Consider the following 17250-nt stretch of genomic DNA (forward strand, 5'->3'; position numbering starts at 1 on the left):
GCAGATGAATAACCTGATAAAGTTACTTTTCGTACTGGTTTTACTTCCCAATACAATTATTGCCCAAAAATCAAATAAAAACTACGAATATACTATAGACCTTCTTCATGTATCCAACGATGAAGTCAAGGTTTCTTTTACGCCACCTGAAAATAATCTTAAGCAGGGAAAATTTATCATTCCCAAGCTGGTTCCCGGATTCTATCAGGCGATGAATTTCGGACAATACGTTTCCAATTTCGTTGCTACTGATAAAAACGGAAAAAAAATTCCTACCGAAAGGCTGGATAAGAATAGCTGGAGGGTACACGATCTTAAACGGGTAAAGAAAATATCGTATCAGGTTGCTGACGGATGGGATTCTCTGGAAAATGACACCCACGAAGCCAAATCTCCGGGCACCATGTTCAAAAAAGACAGTGTTTTTGTCATCAATTATAATTCCCTGGTAGGATATTTTGAAGAAATGAAAGATCTTCCCTATCAGATTAACATTACAAAAAACAAGGATTTCTATGCCTCCTCTGCTTTGGATTATCAACAGAAAAATAAAAATACAGACCGAGTCTGGGCAAAGGATTACCGTCAACTGGTAGACTCTCCGGTTTTGTATTGCGTTCCCGATACAACATGGCTGAAAATAGGCCATACGGAAGTACTGGTGTCATTTTACAACCATAAAGAAAGGCATTATTCAAAAACAATAGCCCGCGAAATAGAAAATATCCTGAAGAATCAGCAGGCTTATCTGGGGGGAACCCTGCCCGTCAATAAATATGCTTTCCTGATCTATTATGAATCTTCGAATGAAAGCGGATATCTGGGTGATGGGCTGGAGCACTCCCACTCTACAGTCTGCCTGTATCGCTCCGGAAATATGAAGTTTCTTCCCAATGCTTTAAACAGGGTGGCCTCCCATGAATTTTTCCATATTGTTACTCCGCTCAACATTCACTCAGGGGAAATTCAGCATTATGATTTTCTGAATCCCGTGATGTCTGAGCACTTATGGTTATATGAAGGAATGACAGAATATGCCACCATCCATATGCCTGTAAAGCAAAAAATGATCAGTCTGGAAGATTTTGAAAAAAGCATAGAAGATAAGATTGAAGGAATGAAAGAGTTTGACAATACGCTGCCATTGACTGAGATGAGTAAAAACTCTATGGAAAGACAGGACCAGTACATGAATTTTTATCAGAAAGGAGCATTGGTTGGGCTATGTCTGGATATCAGATTAAGAGAACTTTCCGGCGGTAAAATGGGAACCCAAGACCTGATGCAGCAGCTTATGAAAAAATACGGAGAAGGTAAATATTTCAATGATGATGATCTGTTCGATGAAATTACCCGGATGACCTACCCGGAAATCCGTACATTTTTCAGGGATTTTGTTGAAGGTACCCAACCCATTCCTTTGAAGCAATATCTGGAAAAAGCAGGATTTGATTACAATGAAACAACAGGAAAGGTAAAGTCATTCCCTGATCCTGATACCCAACAGCTGGCTTTAAGAAAAGCATGGATCAACCAATAGATTTCCTACTCTCTCAAACCCTCTCATTCTCTCCCGCTCCACTCTCAAACCTCAAACCTTACACCCAAAACCTGAAAATTCCGCAACTCCCACCCTATCGCCGTCTGCAAAAGTTTTAATATATTTAGAAAAAAAATAGATGGACAATAGCACTTCCCGCAGAAATTTTATAAAAACAGCAGCTTTGGCAGGCTTTGGTGCATTGGTTGTACCGAATTCTTTGTTTGCGTATTCCAATGATTTTAAAACAGATAAGAAAGTCCGTGTAGGCTTTATCGGGGTAGGACTCCGTGGTCAGGAACACGTGAAATTACTGGCAAAAAGAAACGACGTAGAAGTGGTCGCATTTGCAGATCCGGATAAAAGAATGCTTGCCGCTTCGCAAAAAATATTAAAAGACAATAATAAATCGGCGGCTCAGGAGTTTTCAAACGGAGAATATGACTATCGGAATCTTTTAAAGTTAAAAACCATAGACGCTGTGGTGATTGCTACCCCATGGGAATGGCATCTTCCGCAAGGTGTAGAAGCAATGCGTGCTAAAAAAATCGTCGGAATGGAAGTTTCCGGAGCGATAAAACTTCAGGACTGCTGGGAATTTGTAAAGGTATATGAAGAGACGAAAGTTCCTATTTTCATGATGGAAAATGTATGCTACCGAAGAGATATCATGGCCATTCTGAACATGGTGCGCAAAGGGATGTTCGGAGAACTGGTACACGGAAGAGGCGGTTATCAGCATGATCTGAGAGGGGTACTTTTCAATGATGGTGTGACGCCCTATAATTCCGGAGCTGAATTTGGAGAAAAAGGCTTCAGTGAGGCAAAATGGAGAACCGAACATTATGTAAAACGTAACGGAGAGCTTTATCCTACGCATGGATTAGGTCCTGTGGCAATGATGATGGATATTAACAGAGGAAACCGTTTAACAAGGCTGTCTTCGTTCTCTTCAAAATCGGTAGGCCTTCATAAATATATTACAGAACATCCTAAAGGTGGCGAAAATCACCCGAGTGCAAAAGTAAAATTCAACCAGGGAGATATTGTTACAACACAGATTGCCTGTGCTAACGGGGAAACCATTCTTTTAACGCACGACACCAGCCTACAGAGACCTTATGATCTGGGCTTCCGTGTACAGGGAACGGAAGGATTGTGGCAGGACTTCGGATGGGGAGATTTTAACCAGGGACATATCTATTTTGAAAAAACAATGAACCACAGCCACCGTTGGGAAAACACGGAGAAATGGATGAAAGAATTTGACCATCCGATGTGGAAGAAATTTGAGAACGTCGCTGCAGGCGCAGGACACGGCGGAATGGATTTCTTTGTTATGAATACGTTTATTGAATGTATTAAGAGAAATATAGAATTCCCGATGGATGTTTATGACCTTGCCTTATGGTACTCCATCACCCCACTTAGTGAAGAATCTATTGCCAAAGGCGGGCAGGCGGTTGATATCCCTGACTTCACCAACGGTAAATGGAAAACCCGTAAACCTGTATTTGGAATGACCGATGAGTTCTAAGAAAACATTACTCATATTAGCCGGTGGATTAGGAAGCCGCTACAAAGGACTAAAGCAAGTGGACGGCATTCTCGGAAACGGTTCCCCTATCCTGGAATATTCTGTTTTCGATGCCCTGGAAGCCGGTTTCAGTAAAGTGGTGATTATTGTCAACAGACTGATTCCCGAGAGCTATATTGAAAGGCTTACAGCCATTTCAGAAAAGAAAGGCTTTGAACTGCATTGGGTGTACCAGGAAATGGACAGCATTCCTCTTTCACTACACGGTTTTGATTCTCCTGAACGTGAGAAGCCATGGGGAACTGCTCATGCTGTTCTTTGTGCCAAATATACCATACAGGAGCCTTTTGTTATGATCAATGCGGATGATTTTTATGGAAAAGAAGCTTATCAGCTGGCAACACATGAAATTGACCATCACCATATTTCGGCTTCACAGCTGGGGATGATTGCTTATCCCGTAGGAACAACGCTGAGTGGCAACGGCGCTGTGGCAAGGGGAATATGTACGCTGGATCATGAAAACGAGCTGATCAGGGTAGATGAACAAACCTCTATTCAAAGAATCAATAATTCGATTATTTATACTGAAAACGGAGTACATATAAAGCTGGATCCTGAAGCATTGGTTTCGATGAACTTTTTTATTTTTCATCCTCATATTTTCTGTGATCTGGAAGCTTATTTTTATGATTTCATAGAATCTGAACCTTTGCCCAACCAGGAGTTCTATATTCCTTCTGCTGTGCAGAGAATGATGGATGAAGGCAAAGTGAAAGTAAAGGTAAAAGCTTCTCCTTCCCAATGGATGGGAGTTACCTATGCCGATGATAAAAAAGAAATTAAAGATTTTCTCACCGCAGAAATTCAAAACAACAGATACCCCGAGGATTTATGGATGTAAATGCGATTGTAGCTGAATTTATCGGTACGGAAAATTATGTCCTCACTCCTGTGACAGACGGGCTGATCAATACAACCTACCTTCTGGAAGATCAGGACCGGGAGCAAAAGTTTATCCTGCAAAAGATCAATCAGAATGTTTTCAGGCAGCCGGAGGTTATTGTCAACAACCATTTAATGATCAATGAGCTGCTCAGGTCCAATGATTATCAGTTTCAGATTATAGAGCCTGTTCCCTCTCTTACCGATAAACTGCTGGTAAAAGATGCAGACGGTCAGCCCTGGCGTATGCTGAATTTTGTAGAAAACAGCATTACTTTCCTTACTGCTCCATCTTTACAGACGGCTTTTGAAGCGGCTAAAACATTCAGCTATTTCCTTGCTACCGTAAACAGTGGAAAACTGCCTGAGATAAAAGACAGCCTCCCTGATTTCCTCAATTTTGAAAAGAGGATTAAGGATTATAAAGATGCCCTGCAAAATGCAGCTCCTTATTTAAGAGAAAACGCAAAGGATCAGATAGAGATTACCAATCAGCTTTTGTCTTTACCTGAGCAATGGATTGCCTTGGAAAAAAGCAACCGGATTCCCAAAAGGATCATCCATGCAGATGTAAAAATCAGCAACATCCTCTTCGATCAAAATCACCGTCCTTTGGCCGTAATTGATCTGGATACCATGATGATTTCTACAGTTTTATATGATTTCGGAACAATGATCCAGTCCTACACCAATACCACTCAGGAAGATGACGGAAATGCCCGAAATAACTTCAATCCTGAAATGTATAAGGCTGTAAAGGAAGGCTTTTTATTTCATCTGAAGGAAAAGCTGACTCCGGAAGAGTCTGCTCATCTTGATTATGCAGCACAAACCGCTATTTATATTCAGGAGATCCGTTTTTTAACCGATTACCTGAATGGAAGTGTTTATTATTCTACGAAATATCCGGAGCATAATCTGGACAGAACCAAAAACCAACTAGAGTTGTTGAAAGGACTGAGGGAATATCTGGGAGCTAGTGAAGGATCGGAGAGTTTGTGGATTTGAGGACTGTGTTTATAAAGTACATAGATTCCTACGGAATGAGAAAGTGTATGGATAAATAAAGCGTCCCGGTTCTCCATTCCGCAGGAATCTATACGTTTACAGCTTCAGCACTCTAACCGGTAAGCTCTCCCACTTTCAAACTACACGACTCTTCTCACCCCAAAAATTCCAGAATTTTCTTCCAGTCTTCCAGTTTCTTTTCAAAGGAAACGGTATGAAGCGGACTTGTGGAAGGCAATGCAATGACAGGCAATCTGTAGTTTTTCCCTAACAGTTTCTGCAGGTTTTTGTAAGATTTTCCGCCGTTACAGAAAATAGCTCTGATATGGGGATGTTCATCCAGTAATTCAGCAACCTGATTGGCTTCTTCATTTCTGATCTCGGAATCAAGGCTTCCTTTTCTTTCACAGGAATCGATAACATCCCAAAGAGCAATATGGTGCCTTTTTAATATTCCGATTCTCTCCTCGTAGTCTTCTGTAAATTCTTCGTGAAGCAACTCAAAGATGATCTTCCAGAATTTGTTTTGCGGATGGGCATAATACTGCTGTTTTTCCAGGGATTTAACACCCGGAATAGATCCCAAAATTATGATTTCGGAATGATCATCAATAAGCGGTGCGAATGAGGAAATACGGTTTTGCATATTCAAATATATAGATTTTATTGCTTGCTGATCATGCTGATTAAGCAGATTACTATATTCAATAAATCATTTATCGTTTTTATTTCACAGATTGTGTTGCCCAGGCAAATTGAAGGCAGCTGTCATATTAAGTTTTGGCTAAAGCCAATGGAATCATAATTTTAGGTAAGTGGGCTAAAGCCCACTTCTATTGAACTTTGTTGTCTGTCTGTTATATCGAACAAAATATTCCTGTTAAGCCAGCCTATTATTACAACAAAAGCGGGCTAAAGCCCGCTCCTATTGCTATTTTATTATTGCTGATCTTATAAAGTTTCCTTCAGCCAGTCGAAGAATTCTCTCTGCCATACCAATCCGTTTTGCGGATGAAGTACCCAGTGATTTTCGTTCGGGAAATATACCAGCTTAGATTTTAATCCTCTTAATTTTGCAGCCTGGAAAGCTTCCTGCCCCTGTTCGTACGGTACACGGAAATCAATTCCTCCCTGAACAATCATGATCGGCTTATTCCATTTTTCCACAAAATTGCTCGGGTTGAATTCTGTATAAGCTTTCGGCTGAGGTTTATCCCATGGAGAACCGATATCCCAGTTTGCAAACCAAAGTTCTTCTGTGGTAAGGTACCATGATTTCATATCAAATAATCCGTCGTGAGCGATGAACGTTTTGAATCTGTTTTCGTGTATTCCTGCCAGCATAAATACGCTGTATCCTCCGTAACTTGCTCCTACCGCGGCTACTCTGTCACCATCTACATATGATAATGTTTTCGCATAATCTGTTGCAGCCAGGTAATCTCTCATCGGTTGGCCGCCCCAGTCTTTGGAAATATCTTCATTCCATTTTGTTCCCCAGCCCGGCATACCTCTTCTGTTAGGGGCTACAACGATATAACCGTTGGCAGTCATTAACGCAAAGTTCCATCTTACGCTGAAATATTGTGTCAGTGCAGACTGTGGTCCTCCCTGGCAGTATACCAGTGTAGGATATTTTTTATTCGGGTCAAAGTTAGGCGGATAGTGGAACCATACCCCCATTTCTTTACCGTCTGAAGTTTTTACCATTTTAAGTTCAGATTTCCCCTGAGCCAACTTTGCATAAGTATCTTTGTTTGCTTCAGTAACCTGCTTCATTTCTCCGTTTTTAAGGTTAACCGAGAAAAGTTCTGTAGCATGGTTTACATCTGTTCTTCCTACCAGAAGTGAATTTTTATTGTCTGTAAAAATTTCGTTAACGTCAAAATCTCCTTTCGTGATCTGCTGTACTTTTGCAGATTTTGAATCTAAAGAGAAAAGCTGTTTTGTTCCTCTGTAAGCTGCCGTAAAGTAGATTGTTTTTGAATCAGCGCCCCAAAGCACATCTCCTGAAACGCTGTCATCCCAACCTGCTGTAAGGTTAGTGGTTTTACCGCTCTTCCAGTCCATGATCTTCACATCATTCTTATCTGCTTCGTATCCGTCTCTGGCCATACTCTGCCAGATCAGTGATTTTCCGTCCGGGCTGAATTTAGGGTTAACGTCATATCCTTTGTTAGGTTCAGTCAGGTTTTTAGTAGTACCTGTCGCCATATCATAGGCAAAGATATCCGTATTGGTGCTTGTTGCATATTCTTTACCGCTCTTAGGCTTGGTTACGTATAAAAGCTGTGCAGAATCCGGGCTCCAGATAAAATCTTCAGCTCCACCGAAAGGTCTCTGGGGAGAATCCCATGTTTTTCCTTCCAGCAGATCTTTGGCTGCTTCTACTTTGTCTGAGGTATTGACTACAAATACGTGGTTATACTTTCCTTCATTGAAGTAATCCCAGTGTCTGTGGTTCAGGTCTGTGTACACCTGAGCTGTAGTTTTAGGGGTATCGCTGTATTTATCTTTCCCCATCAGTTTTTCTACCAGAACCTGCTTGCTGAAAGCAATTCTTTTACCATCCGGAGAAATCACGATATTATCAGCTTCCCCGATTGTATAAAATTCCGCCCAGGTTTTTCCTGCATCTTTTGAAAGATAGATCTTGTCCCCTTCCTGAGCATAAATTCCGTTTTTATCCCATTGAATAAGGGCTTTTTTACCGAAATCTATTTTCGAGGACTGATTATTGAGAACATTCAGAAAGTAGTTCTCATTTTTTGTTTTTTCTGTTTTCAGATCTACCTGCCCCACTTTATAAATAAGGGAAGCCTGATCCGGAGAAACTGCCTGTACTCCAACTTTTTTCAAAGTCCAAAGGGTTTCAGGCGTCATTACTTGTTGTGCATTCATTAAAAGCGGAGCTGCCAGAGCCAGCAGACTGTACTTAAGTTTCATATGTTGCTATTCATTTTTTAACGGATCTATGGATCATCTGATGCCATCCATCCTTTTATTACATTCAAAGATTGCCAAAGTTAGTATTTAAAATAAAAACGGACGAAAGAATTAACAATAAAGTTGGATAAAGCAGCTAAAATATGCTTCATCACTGCATCTCCAGACTGTATCCGCAACTGAAAACATTCCATAAAAAAGTCCGCCGGCTCAACACCAGCGGACTGTTATATTACTCTATTTTCAATCAGTTAATCTCCATCTGAGAACATTGAATTGGCTAAAGAAGTGACAATTGACAACAGAATACTGAAGATAAATGCCCACCAGAAACCGTCTACCGCCATACTGTCCATGAAATAATCTGCAATCATGATGATGGCTGCATTAATGACCAGTGCAAAGAATCCAAGTGTAAGAATCGTTAGCGGAAGTCCGAAAAGACTCAGAACAGGTTTTACAAATATGTTTAAAACACCCAGTACAATAGCAAAGATAATGGCTGCAGAAAAGTCTTCAAAACGTACTCCGGGTAAAATTTTGGTTAAAAGAAAGGCTACTATTGCCGTTACAAACAATCGGATAATTAGGTTCATATTCTTATTTTTTAATGTTTATGGGGGTTATGGAGCAAAAGCCATTCCATTCCGGAAAAAATAATTTCATAAAACCCTTTATTCAAGGAATATTTACCTGTTCTTGATCTGATGGTATTACTTTATTTTCATCATTGTAACCAATGAAGTGGCTACATGGCTTTCTGAACTGCCATTTTCATCCTGAACATAAATTTCTGTACGGACCACACTGATCTTCGCACCCCCTTTGATCACATACGATTTTGAAACCAGGGCCTCCCCAATGGCAGGACGAAGGTAATTGACTTTCAGCTCTACGGTTACCACATAGCAATCTTCTTCATAATGGCTCACCGCAGCATATCCCGAAGACACATCTACCAGAGAAGCGATCATGGCTCCGTTGAACATGCCTGCCTTTCTGGTCATCATTTCCATTTTGGGAATTTTCATAGAGATAAAACCGGTTTCTACTTCCAGCAGTTCTGCTTTGTAAAACTGTAAGGTTTCTGAACGGCCGAAGCTGTCTGTGATGAGTTTCTTTTTCTCGGGAGTCATTGATTTTAATTTGACTGTAAATTTAGAAATTGATTTAAATATGAAAGAATTAAATGATAAAAATTAGCTGATATTGAATTGCATAGTAAAATTTTCACTGACAAAAGATTAGCTTTGTAACAAAGAATCTATCCCATGAACTTAAAGAAGGTTTTCATTGTTCTCAGCTGTCTTCCGGTAAGCTTTCTTTTCAAAGCACAGACTTTACATCTGTATGGCGGTGCGGATCAGGATCAATACCTTGGATGCCTGAACTGTGATACTTTTGATAAGAATTCCATCTGGAACAAGTTCAGTGATTACGGGAATGTATACAGCTCAAAATCAATATGGAATGCTTACGGAAACTACGGGAGTACATACAGCACTTACTCGCCATGGAGTGCCTATGCATCCTACCCGCCTGCTATTGTTGATGAGAAAGGTGATTTTTACGGTTATCTTACCCTGAATCCTTATAAGTCGGAAAGATCAGAGCTTGAGCTGGCAAGAGTTTTATGCAAATACCATGAAGATATCAAAACGGATATTGGCGGATGGTATGACAGATTATTCCGGTAGCCTTCATCTTTGTTTTCTGTACAACCGTCTCTCTGACTTTCGACTGGATGCTTCAGATGATTTCTAAAGGGTCAACTCTTATATCAGAAGCATTTTCTTCCACTTTGTGACTGTATTTCTACTTAACTTAAAATGGCTTGCCAGATGGCTATTGGTACATTGGTATTCCTGTTGGTACTTCAATATCTCTAAAATATCAGATTTTGTATAAGAGCGGAGCTTCTGGTTAAATTCTTCATGTTCTTTATTGATGCCAAAAATTCTCTGGTTCAGTTCAATGATGTTCAGAACAGAAAGGTTTTCTTTCCTGAGTAATCCCTCACATTCTTTTTTCTTCTCTGGAAATTTATGATCAATAATATCGGTATAGATAAGTTTATAATTGGGTTGTGATTTTTTCATAAATGTTTTCAGTTCCTCGTTTATTATATTATGGTGTCTTTTGTGATAGAATATATTTTTGAAGTCTTCAACGGAAATGTTCTATCATTTTCAGGTTCATTTGCCAATAGTTCTGCCTGTTAATTCGTCATCTTTCCGTATTTGCTTATCCATTTATAAAGTGTTGTTTTGGGAATACCATAACGTTCAATTACTTTATTTTTAGTCATTTTTCCCGTTGCGATCTGCTCCAGGCAGAAATCGATGACTTCTTTGGAATAGATATTTTTCCGGAATTGTGGTAAGGTTGATTTTTGTTTTTTTGTTTTGTTATGGGCTGAAGGGGGCGCAAATAATATCAAATGCTGGGAATAGAGTCTGAAAAAATCATATTCCAGCAGTTTGCTCCATTTCAGCAGTATATCAGTCGGGAGACTTTCTGATGAGATCATGTGTTTTATTTCTTCTTCCGTACAGTTCATAAAATTACAGATTCGGGATATTTCTATCCCGTTTCCTGTAATTTGTTGACCGATTAAATTTCCAATATGGATATTTTTAAAGTTCAACATCTAATTTATATAAGAATTTGTATTTTTTTATGGTGATGTTCCTGCAATACCTGCCAGGATAATTGTAGGTGAATAATTTGATTATGCCCTCTGAAAGACGACAAATCATTTGTCTGTATGCTAAAAAATGGATACCGGCTAGTTCATCGGTTCAAATACTTTGATAGAAACAGAGGTGGCTGCCATTTTGTTATTAAGATTGGCAGTGGCTGCAGGTTCCCCCACAGATATTGAAGTATTGACAGGAATACTTCTCTCAATAGCCGCTAACTTGAAAGTATGAGTCCCTACCGAAAGCCCAGGTATAGAAGCATTGATATTCAAGGTTTTATAAGACCCAGCCCCACCGATTACAATTCCTGCCCTTACAAATTTCAGTTTATCATCTATAAAGATTCCTAATCCGAAACTTCCTCTGTTCCCTCCGGTTACCTGCGCCAGCGTCTGCACGGAAATACTCGTGGAACTGTTTAATTTTGTAATGGTAAAGGTTTGGGCTACACCTGTAATTTCTTTCCATGTGGTAGGTGTTGCCATTCCCTGATCTTCGTCATAAGGTACAGATAATGTTCCGGACTGATTGGTGCCATTGAATACGACTCCTGTTTCTGATGACATCAGGTAAGTAGCATTGAGAACCAGGCTGTTTCCGTATCCTGCGGGCAGGTCAAAATTTGTCCATTCCGGATTATTATTACCATTTGCAGAAAGGAGGTTTCCAAAATTTCCTGCATTTCCTGCATTTGAATCCGTACCGCCCAATCTGATTTCGTTTTTCACATTGATGGTTCCGTTGACGTCCATAGTTGTACGGGGTTTCTTAGTGGCAATCCCCATATTTCCTGTTTGCGCTTGTGCAAAAAATGGAGCTGCTGTCAAAAAGAGACTTAAAATACCTATATAATTTTTCATTGCTTAAGTTTAAGGGATATAAACAGGGGTTGTATTAGCCGGATTGGGTTTTTCGTAAGATTCTATAATGAAAGACGACTGCATCATAAAATCGTTAAGGTTAGTATACACTGACTTTCCTATACCAATATCACCTGTAAAGTTATTCATATTGCTTCTTCTGGTACAGGCAACTTTTACCGTATGCGATCCTGCAGAAAGATTCTGAGCTGCCGCAATAAGGTCGAAAGTATAAAAATCACGCACTAAACCTGCTACCTCTGAGGTGAGTGTATATACCCTTACCCCTTTCAGTTTGTCATCAACAAAAATACCTATGGCAATATCAGCTCCCTGGTACTGGGCTGTTGAATTGATCTGAAATATGGTTTCAAAGGAGAATACCAGAATATTTTCAGCATTAGTGAGGGTAACAGTCTGGGTAAGATCATTGATCACACCTCCAGAAGTACCTACAAAACTGGCCAGACTCTGATTCTCAGTATAAATGGCGGAGCCGGATGTGGCATTTCCAATGATAAGCCCGTTCTGGGTCTTTACTCCGATATTGGTGAAAGAGAAATACAAAAAAGGATCAAAGGGAGGTACTCTCATGGTTTTCCATACCGGTGGTAACCCTGGCCCCTGTGAAACCAGAACAGTTCCTTTTTGACCTAATGCACCCTGAGTTGTATCATTTCCTCCCAGATATATTTTTTTTCTGACTCCCAGATCTCCCTGAATATCCAAAGTGGCATTTGGAGCCTTGGTATTAATTCCTACCTGTCCATATCCAAAAAAAATTGTAAGAATAAAAAATAAACGCAGAACTCTTATTGCTATATACATTTTCTTAGTGATTTAATTGTTTACGATTACTTTTTCGTTGACATTGAATTTCAATATGGAATTCAACATAAAATTATTAGCGACCTGTGTGCCGTCTGTAGTGGTTCTTCCTATAGCAAAATGATATCCGCTGCTGCTTGAAGTTATCCTTCTGCATCCTACCTTAGCTACATGTGGACCTACCGGCAGGTTTTGTATTATATAATTCAGCGTGAAAATAGATTGGTTTTTATTTCCCTTTCCATAGATCCCGTTGATCTGATCAGATCTTAATGAAACCAGATTATTATCTACGAAAATTCCACATGCAAAACGTACAAACTGACTGTCATTGTTCCCTATATCAGACATTTCAACCCCGGTCTGAAAACTGAGATTGACCCTGTTGTCTGCATTATTGATATTAAACGAGGTCGCCAGACCTGTTATCTCTGTCCATTTAGGATTTGTTTGGGTAAGTGTTTCCCCTGTGGTACTGGTTGCTACCCCGTCTCCGATACTCAGATTTCCAAAGTTGATTCCTACCTGATCTGTAGTAAAGCGGGATTCCATTATTCTGTACTCTCCGGCTTCATAAAATCCTACTTTTGATGCTTTCCATTGAGGGGCAGCCCCTGATCCCTGGGACACCAAAAGATAATTATTGAGTCCGGGGACTCCGGCTGTGCCCGTTGTTCCTCCTACTTTTAATTCATTTCTGATCGTGAGATCTCCATTGATATCTAAAGTCGATCGTGGATTTGTGGTATTGATACCAACCTGACTTCTGGCCATAAAAATTACGCCCAGACCAAGAATAAATACGAAGTTTTTTTTCATCCCTTTTTTAATTTGAGTTGCAAGATTACGCTACAAAAGAGAATAAAAACAACTGTGATATGGTATTTTTACTGAATTTATGTGCTGAATAACAGCCAATAGTTTTATATCGTTTATTAAGGCGATATACAAATAAGCATAACTGATAATCAGCGAATTAAAACAATTATTAATATGAATAAAATATTTAATTATATGTATTAAATTATGTGGTAATTAATATTTATGTGCTAATTTTAAATTGATAATAACACCATTATTAAACAAAACAATAATCATCTATTTAAATGAAGTCAATCTTTACCATTGCCGGATCATTATTTTACTGCCTACTTCTTTCTCAGTCAAAAAATTCCCATGCCCTATTGGAAAAAACCGCTACCTCTGTTTCAGCATCAAAAGTTACAGACACGGATGGTGACGGAATTCCCGATGACCTGGACAGAGATGATGATAATGACGGAATTCCCGATGCTGTAGAATGCCCGGCGACTTTTTACTGGACGGGGCCTATTACCTATTCGCCAACAGATAATAAAGTGGCCACAGGAACAATTAACGGAATTGGATATACCTACACATCAGATAAGCCATTAAGTGCAACGGGAGGTTTTTATAATCATGGATTGTTTCCTGCTTCTTATGGCATACCGAATAATAATCCGACCATTCAAAATACCCAAATTACTCATAACGAACTGACTTTTTCTTCTCCTATGACCGATCCGATATTGGTATTTTCTTCTATTGGGAGTTCTAGTATTTCCGTTCCTATTGTATTCAGTAATCCTATAGAAGTTATCTGGTCCAGTGGTGGTATTACCGTGAATTCACAAACCCAAATTACAGGGCGGGAAGGCTATATTATTCTCAGGGTACCTGGGATACATACCAGTATTTCTTTTGATTATACAGTAGGTGAATATTATGCCAATTTTACTTTTGGAGCTTCTGTAGCTCAACCTTGTGATTATGATAGTGATGGTATTCCCAATTATCTGGATCTCGATTCTGATAATGACGGATGTCTGGATGCTACGGAAGGAGACGAGAATGTTACCTCTGCTCAGCTGGTCAATGCCGGCGGAACAGCAAGTGTAGGTCCAGGTTCCATAGCTCCCAATCAAAATATCTGTGCAGCCCCTTCATGTGTTGACTCTCAAGGTGTTCCTATTCTTGTCGGCCCGGGAGGAGCGGCTGACATAGGTGGAGATCAGGGACAGGGAGTTGGTACTTCCCAAAATATCAATGCATGCAATAGCTGTTACAAACCGGGACTTTTAGCAGGAACCCCTTCAGACACAAAACTGGGAATAACAGCATTGAAAAGAGCCGGAGAAGATAATCCGGACAAGTGGCCTATGGTAAGAAAAGGAGGATGGATGGCATTGGAATCTAAAACGAAAGGCGTCGTGCTGAACCGTGTCCCTTTTGATGCATCCGGAAATCCTGTCGGCATTTCTCAGGTTGATTTCATTGAGGGGATGACAGTTTATGACACCACCAATAATACCATGAAAATATATACTACCAGGGACAGTGGATCCACCTACGGATGGTATGAAATGAAAATACAGACCTGCCCTAACTAGTCCCAAACTCTATTTTAAATTACCTGAAATGAAAAAAATTTTTATACTGGCAGCTTTGCTTTCTTTCAGTATGTACTTCACCCAAGTAGCTATTGGTAAAACAGCGGTAAGCAATCCATCCGTATCTCTTGAATTTGCTAACGGTAACAAAGGAATAATTCTGCCATGGGTCACTTCAGCGGTTTCTGTTACAGGAGCTGTAGACGGTACGGTTATCTATGATATTTCTGACAGAAAAGTAAAATACCGCAGATCCGGAACCTGGGTAGACTTGAGCATAGATACAACCGGCACAGTAAACACGGCAATACAGGCTTCAAAAACAGAATCTATGAGTGCTAAAGTAGCTATAGGAACTAATAGCAGCACAGATACTACTTCGGGAATTCTTGTTCTTACTGACACTGATAAAGCAATGGTCCTTCCCAAAATGGATAATCCGCATCTCGTTATTGTAAATCCGGCTGCAGGAATGATGGCTTATGATACAGCCAATCACCAGCTCGCTGTTTTCAACGGAACTGTATGGACTTTCTGGAGACCTTAAACCCATCTGTACAGAAAAATTTATTGCAGATTGTACAGAAAAACTTATTTTTGTGACGCCTTGATAAAGAGAAAAAAATAAAGCAATATTGATGAGCTTTTCATTATATTTAATATATATAATTGCTTTATAATTCTCAATAAAAAAATATTTTTGAAATGGCTCACAAAATGCTCCATTGGTGGATGAATAAAAATAAAAATGGGAACACGGGCACCAGTATGATGAAATCTTTATTTTTTATATTCTCAATATTGATTTCCTGCTCATATTATTCCCAGACTTCCGAAGCAAAAAATGCAGAAGAGCTCATTACAAAGCAGTATAACAGCTTCAATCTAAAAGGGACAGATCCTGACATCAGTGAAGTAAAAAAACTGATAAAACAGTCAGAACAGCTAAATTTTACAGAAGGTACCCTTCGCGGATTGATTATGCTCCAACGTCTTGCCATCAGAAAAGGCGATTATAAGCTTGCTGATAATTATACTGAACAGGCTGAAAAAATTGCCAATGCCAGAGGCTACGGTTATAAGTTAACTGCCGTTTATTTCAATAAAGCCAATGCTTATCTGAAGCTGAAGATGTACAAAGAGGCAAAAGCAATGGTTGATAAAGCAATAGCCATTTCACAAACCAATCCGGATAAGATAGACAGACAGCTCTGGGCTTCTCAGAAATATTCTTTTCTTGCAGGAGTATCGGCAGAATTTAATAAGCATGATTCCATCGTATATTATACAAGGAAGAGCCTGGCTACTGTAGAAGCCATTCCCACCGGAAATATGACGGAGCACCAGAAGATTATCTATTATCATTTTCTGATTTTTCAGACAATGAACATGGGAATTTCCTGTACTGAAAGCTTAAAACCTCCAAGACCGGATCTGGCAGAAGCCTACTTTAAAAAAGCATTGAGCTATTCTGCGACACACCCTCAATATTTTAAAAGAGCAGGCATGGAAGTATACGAATCTGTAAGCAATTTTTATTTCGAACAGAAAGATTACGCCAAAGCTGTTGAATACTCAAAAAAAGTTCTTGAGCTTGAAAAGTCAAACCGAAAAGTAGAAGAGAGATTACTGGCCCTCGGCCGTCTCAAAGATGCTTACGGTATTCTGAAAAATGACGAGGAAGAACGCAAATACCTGAAATTATATACCGCACTCAAAGACAGTACAGACAGTGTAGAACGAAAAGCCATCGTAAATGATGCCCGAAACCAGATCAGTAAATCTAAAAAAGAAACCAGCGCAGAATATCAAAAAGATCGTAAAAATATTTTCCTGATTTCTGCCGGAGTCATCATGGTGATCATAGCGGGAGCATGGCAATACAGCCTTAGCGGCAAACGCAAATACCGCAAAAAATACGACCAGCTGATCAGTAAACTGAATAGTGAAAACGCTGTACAGGAATCGGAGACTGAAAAAAAGGAAACAGCCTACAATTATGCCATCTATTCCGAGACAGAACAGAAACTCCTGAGGAAGCTGCAAACCTTTGAAGCATCAGACAAGTTCCTCAAACCGGAAATTTCACTGAATCTTCTTGCCAGCCAGTTTAAGACCAATGTAACCTACCTGTCTAAAATTATCAACAAGAGCAAAAACCAGAACTTTAATAATTATATCAATAGCCTAAGGATCCATTACATCACAAATAAGCTGTATAATGAAAAAAAGTACAGAGAATATAAGATCAGCTATCTGGCTGAAGAGTGCGGCTATGCTTCTACACAGGTTTTTGTGATTGCTTTTAAAAATGAACATGGAGTAACGCCCTCATATTTCATTAAACATTTAAAAAATGACAGTGATATTCCTGAACGGACCGGTTCTGAAGTTGCAGACCAGGCAATTTAAAATTCAGCCAATGGCATAACACCGTTTATCATACACGCAGAGACACCGTTCTGGTAGTGTA

Annotated in this window: 17 protein-coding genes; 8 read left to right on the plus strand and 9 right to left on the minus strand. The window is 39.6% G+C overall.

Annotated features, from left to right (window positions below):
• Positions 1-4: 4 nt before the first annotated feature.
• From BBI00_RS09690 to BBI00_RS09705, 4 genes are all read left to right on the plus strand, one after another.
• On the plus strand, positions 5-1540 hold the full coding sequence (locus tag BBI00_RS09690) for a M61 family metallopeptidase (protein ID WP_065398571.1): 1536 nt from the start codon (positions 5-7) through the stop codon (positions 1538-1540).
• A gap of 139 nt (positions 1541-1679) precedes the next feature.
• A complete protein-coding gene (locus BBI00_RS09695; protein ID WP_065398572.1) occupies positions 1680-3077 on the plus strand; it encodes a Gfo/Idh/MocA family protein in 1398 nt (465 codons plus the stop codon).
• Positions 3067-3981 carry a sugar phosphate nucleotidyltransferase gene (locus tag BBI00_RS09700; RefSeq protein ID WP_065398573.1) on the plus strand — a complete coding sequence of 305 codons (915 nt, stop codon included), beginning with the start codon at positions 3067-3069 and terminating at the stop codon, positions 3979-3981. The genes BBI00_RS09695 and BBI00_RS09700 overlap by 11 nt, the downstream gene beginning before the upstream one ends.
• Positions 3972-5030, plus strand: coding sequence for a phosphotransferase enzyme family protein (locus BBI00_RS09705; protein WP_065398574.1), 1059 nt, complete (start codon positions 3972-3974; stop codon positions 5028-5030). Before BBI00_RS09700 ends, BBI00_RS09705 begins: the two co-directional genes overlap by 10 nt.
• Positions 5031-5184: 154 nt before the next feature.
• On the opposite strand, the gene BBI00_RS09710 is transcribed toward BBI00_RS09705, so the two are convergent.
• From BBI00_RS09710 to BBI00_RS09725, 4 genes are all read right to left on the minus strand, one after another.
• Positions 5185-5676 carry a DNA-deoxyinosine glycosylase gene (locus BBI00_RS09710; protein WP_065398575.1) on the minus strand — a complete coding sequence of 164 codons (492 nt, stop codon included), beginning with the start codon at positions 5674-5676 and terminating at the stop codon, positions 5185-5187.
• A gap of 305 nt (positions 5677-5981) precedes the next feature.
• A complete protein-coding gene (locus BBI00_RS09715) occupies positions 5982-7976 on the minus strand; it encodes a S9 family peptidase (protein WP_065398576.1) in 1995 nt (664 codons plus the stop codon).
• Positions 7977-8227: 251 nt separating this feature from the next.
• Entirely contained in the window at positions 8228-8572 is a 345-nt protein-coding gene (locus BBI00_RS09720) for a phage holin family protein (RefSeq protein WP_065398577.1), read from the minus strand.
• Positions 8573-8689: 117 nt separating this feature from the next.
• Entirely contained in the window at positions 8690-9112 is a 423-nt protein-coding gene (locus BBI00_RS09725; RefSeq protein ID WP_065398578.1) for a PaaI family thioesterase, read from the minus strand.
• A 135-nt stretch (positions 9113-9247) separates the two neighbouring features.
• Here BBI00_RS09725 and BBI00_RS09730 point away from each other — a divergent pair, with 135 nt between their 5' ends.
• On the plus strand, positions 9248-9673 hold the full coding sequence (locus BBI00_RS09730; RefSeq protein ID WP_065398579.1) for a hypothetical protein: 426 nt from the start codon (positions 9248-9250) through the stop codon (positions 9671-9673).
• A gap of 78 nt (positions 9674-9751) precedes the next feature.
• On the opposite strand, the gene BBI00_RS09735 is transcribed toward BBI00_RS09730, so the two are convergent.
• From BBI00_RS09735 to BBI00_RS09755, 5 genes are all read right to left on the minus strand, one after another.
• Entirely contained in the window at positions 9752-10075 is a 324-nt protein-coding gene (locus BBI00_RS09735; protein WP_065398580.1) for a transposase, read from the minus strand.
• A gap of 119 nt (positions 10076-10194) precedes the next feature.
• A complete protein-coding gene (locus BBI00_RS09740; RefSeq protein WP_317040163.1) occupies positions 10195-10536 on the minus strand; it encodes a hypothetical protein in 342 nt (113 codons plus the stop codon).
• A gap of 228 nt (positions 10537-10764) precedes the next feature.
• Positions 10765-11538 (minus strand): hypothetical protein, encoded by a 774-nt coding sequence (locus tag BBI00_RS09745; protein WP_123902256.1) that lies wholly within the window; start codon positions 11536-11538, stop codon positions 10765-10767.
• 9 nt (positions 11539-11547) lie between these two features.
• Positions 11548-12366: a hypothetical protein gene (locus BBI00_RS09750; RefSeq protein WP_065398583.1), complete on the minus strand. Its 819-nt coding sequence runs from the start codon at positions 12364-12366 to the stop codon at positions 11548-11550.
• A 12-nt stretch (positions 12367-12378) separates the two neighbouring features.
• Entirely contained in the window at positions 12379-13185 is an 807-nt protein-coding gene (locus BBI00_RS09755) for a hypothetical protein (protein WP_065398584.1), read from the minus strand.
• A 287-nt stretch (positions 13186-13472) separates the two neighbouring features.
• Between BBI00_RS09755 and BBI00_RS09760 the strand changes: the two genes are divergently transcribed.
• The 3 genes from BBI00_RS09760 (at position 13473) to BBI00_RS09770 (ending at position 17189) form a co-directional block, all read left to right on the plus strand.
• The gene (locus tag BBI00_RS09760) at positions 13473-14777 is read left to right on the plus strand and encodes a hypothetical protein (RefSeq protein ID WP_065398585.1); all 1305 of its coding nucleotides are present in this window, start codon (positions 13473-13475) and stop codon (positions 14775-14777) included.
• A 28-nt stretch (positions 14778-14805) separates the two neighbouring features.
• Complete coding sequence (locus BBI00_RS09765) at positions 14806-15324, plus strand: hypothetical protein (RefSeq protein WP_065398586.1); 519 nt, start codon at positions 14806-14808, stop codon at positions 15322-15324.
• 158 nt (positions 15325-15482) lie between these two features.
• Positions 15483-17189 carry a helix-turn-helix domain-containing protein gene (locus BBI00_RS09770; protein WP_083988469.1) on the plus strand — a complete coding sequence of 569 codons (1707 nt, stop codon included), beginning with the start codon at positions 15483-15485 and terminating at the stop codon, positions 17187-17189.
• Positions 17190-17250: the final 61 nt, after the last annotated feature.

This window comes from Chryseobacterium arthrosphaerae, from assembly GCF_001684965.1.
Classification (GTDB): domain Bacteria; phylum Bacteroidota; class Bacteroidia; order Flavobacteriales; family Weeksellaceae; genus Chryseobacterium; species Chryseobacterium arthrosphaerae.

Excerpts from the sequence above, each read along its gene's own strand:
- BBI00_RS09690 (WP_065398571.1), top strand. The coding sequence starts at position 5 with ATGAATAACCTGATAAAGTTACTTTTCGTACTGGTTTTACTTCCCAAT.
- BBI00_RS09695 (WP_065398572.1), top strand. The coding sequence starts at position 1,680 with ATGGACAATAGCACTTCCCGCAGAAATTTTATAAAAACAGCAGCTTTG.
- BBI00_RS09700 (WP_065398573.1), top strand. The coding sequence starts at position 3,067 with ATGAGTTCTAAGAAAACATTACTCATATTAGCCGGTGGATTAGGAAGC.
- BBI00_RS09705 (WP_065398574.1), top strand. The coding sequence starts at position 3,972 with ATGGATGTAAATGCGATTGTAGCTGAATTTATCGGTACGGAAAATTAT.
- BBI00_RS09710 (WP_065398575.1), bottom strand. The coding sequence starts at position 5,676 with ATGCAAAACCGTATTTCCTCATTCGCACCGCTTATTGATGATCATTCC.
- BBI00_RS09715 (WP_065398576.1), bottom strand. The coding sequence starts at position 7,976 with ATGAAACTTAAGTACAGTCTGCTGGCTCTGGCAGCTCCGCTTTTAATG.
- BBI00_RS09720 (WP_065398577.1), bottom strand. The coding sequence starts at position 8,572 with ATGAACCTAATTATCCGATTGTTTGTAACGGCAATAGTAGCCTTTCTT.
- BBI00_RS09725 (WP_065398578.1), bottom strand. The coding sequence starts at position 9,112 with ATGACTCCCGAGAAAAAGAAACTCATCACAGACAGCTTCGGCCGTTCA.
- BBI00_RS09730 (WP_065398579.1), top strand. The coding sequence starts at position 9,248 with ATGAACTTAAAGAAGGTTTTCATTGTTCTCAGCTGTCTTCCGGTAAGC.
- BBI00_RS09735 (WP_065398580.1), bottom strand. The coding sequence starts at position 10,075 with ATGAAAAAATCACAACCCAATTATAAACTTATCTATACCGATATTATT.
- BBI00_RS09740 (WP_317040163.1), bottom strand. The coding sequence starts at position 10,536 with ATGAACTGTACGGAAGAAGAAATAAAACACATGATCTCATCAGAAAGT.
- BBI00_RS09745 (WP_123902256.1), bottom strand. The coding sequence starts at position 11,538 with ATGAAAAATTATATAGGTATTTTAAGTCTCTTTTTGACAGCAGCTCCA.
- BBI00_RS09750 (WP_065398583.1), bottom strand. The coding sequence starts at position 12,366 with ATGTATATAGCAATAAGAGTTCTGCGTTTATTTTTTATTCTTACAATT.
- BBI00_RS09755 (WP_065398584.1), bottom strand. The coding sequence starts at position 13,185 with ATGAAAAAAAACTTCGTATTTATTCTTGGTCTGGGCGTAATTTTTATG.
- BBI00_RS09760 (WP_065398585.1), top strand. The coding sequence starts at position 13,473 with ATGAAGTCAATCTTTACCATTGCCGGATCATTATTTTACTGCCTACTT.
- BBI00_RS09765 (WP_065398586.1), top strand. The coding sequence starts at position 14,806 with ATGAAAAAAATTTTTATACTGGCAGCTTTGCTTTCTTTCAGTATGTAC.
- BBI00_RS09770 (WP_083988469.1), top strand. The coding sequence starts at position 15,483 with ATGGCTCACAAAATGCTCCATTGGTGGATGAATAAAAATAAAAATGGG.